We start from the raw sequence: 1,403 nt of genomic DNA, 5'->3' as shown, positions 1-1,403 counted from the left end.
GAACCAGAGGAAGTTTCATATGACTCGTCCGATCATTGCGATCACCATGGGAGATCCGGCCGGTATCGGGCCCGAGGTGATCATGAAGGCGCTGGCGCAGCCTCAGGTGCAGGCGATCTGCAATGCGCTGGTGATCGGCGACTCCAACCGTCTGCGCAAGGCCGGTCAGATCGTCGGCGTGCCGCTTGAGGTCGATGCGTTGAGCGACGCGAAGCAGGCGAATTTTGCGTCGAAGGCCGTGCAGTGCGTTGACCTGAAGCTGGTGCCGGACGATCTGCCGTTCGGCAAGGTGTCGGCGACGGCAGGTGAGGCGGCATATCGCTATATCGAGAAAGCCGTGCAGGTGGTGCAGGCAGGCCTCGCGCAAGGCATCTGCACCGCGCCGCTTTCCAAGGAAGCGCTGCATGCGGCCGGCCACAAATATCCCGGCCATACCGAGCTCCTGGCGCATCTGACCGGCACGCCGGAAGTATCGATGATGCTGGTGTCGCCGAAACTCCGCGTCATTCACGTGACCACGCATATCGGCCTGCTCGATGCGATCGAGAAGATCGAGCCCGGCCTCGTCGAGCGTGTCATCGCACGCGGACATGACGTGCTGGTGCGCGCCGGCGTCGCCAATCCGAAGATCGGCGTCTGCGCCATCAATCCGCATGCCGGCGAGAACGGGTTGTTCGGTCGCGGCGAGGAAGCCGCGAAGATCGCGCCGGCTGTGGAAGCCTGTCAGCGCAAGGGCTGGGACGTGCACGGCCCCTTGCCTGCCGACACGCTGTTCTTCCTGGCCGGCCGCGGCGACTACGACATGGTGGTCGCGATGTATCACGATCAGGGCCATGGACCCATCAAGGTGCTGGGGCTGGAAGCCGGTGTGAACATCACTGTTGGTCTGCCGGTGATCCGCACCTCGGTCGATCACGGGACCGCCTTCGACATCGCGGGCAAGGGCATCGCCGACGAGCGCAGCCTGATCGAAGCGCTGCGGCAGGCGGTCGATCTCGCGCCGAAGAAGGCGGCTTGAGGGGGCTGCGCGGGCTCCTCAGGATGAGGGGCGAGATGCGCGTTAAGCGCTGACATTGCGCGGCCGATGCATCGTGGTATCCATCGGCCGTGCCGCGAAGCCGATACGGTCGAGCTCGGCTGACGGCAATGGATCCGGAGGCTGAGGTTCGATGTCGATGCGCAGCAAGGAGCGTCACGCTCGTCTGTTGGAAGCACTGAACGCGGGAGAGATCGATGTCGACGATCTCGCGCGGCGCTTCGACGTCTCCGCCTCTACCGTGCGGCGCGACTTGCAGCATCTTTCCAAGAACAATGCCGTGCGCCGCACCTATGGCGGCGCCATTCTCACCGCCCACGCGAACGAGACGACGCTCGAGCAGCGCCTCGCGGTTCAGGGCAAACAG

Annotated in this window: 2 protein-coding genes; both read left to right on the top strand. The window is 64.5% G+C overall.

Features of this window, described 5'->3' with window-relative positions; all coding sequences use genetic code 11:
- On the top strand, window positions 1-1,018 hold a 1,018-nt coding region (gene pdxA, locus PMN64_RS42825; protein WP_411785113.1), incomplete at its 5' end, for a 4-hydroxythreonine-4-phosphate dehydrogenase PdxA.
- A 151-nt stretch (window positions 1,019-1,169) separates the two neighbouring features.
- The coding region (locus tag PMN64_RS42820) for a DeoR family transcriptional regulator (protein ID WP_411785112.1) at window positions 1,170-1,403 on the top strand (234 nt) is incomplete at its 3' end.

This window comes from Bradyrhizobium sp. UFLA01-814 (genome assembly GCF_046718885.1).
Taxonomy (GTDB): Bacteria; Pseudomonadota; Alphaproteobacteria; order Rhizobiales; family Xanthobacteraceae; genus Bradyrhizobium; species Bradyrhizobium elkanii.
The sequence above is the reverse complement of the archived record's forward strand: the minus strand, read 5'-3'. Positions and strand labels throughout refer to the sequence as shown.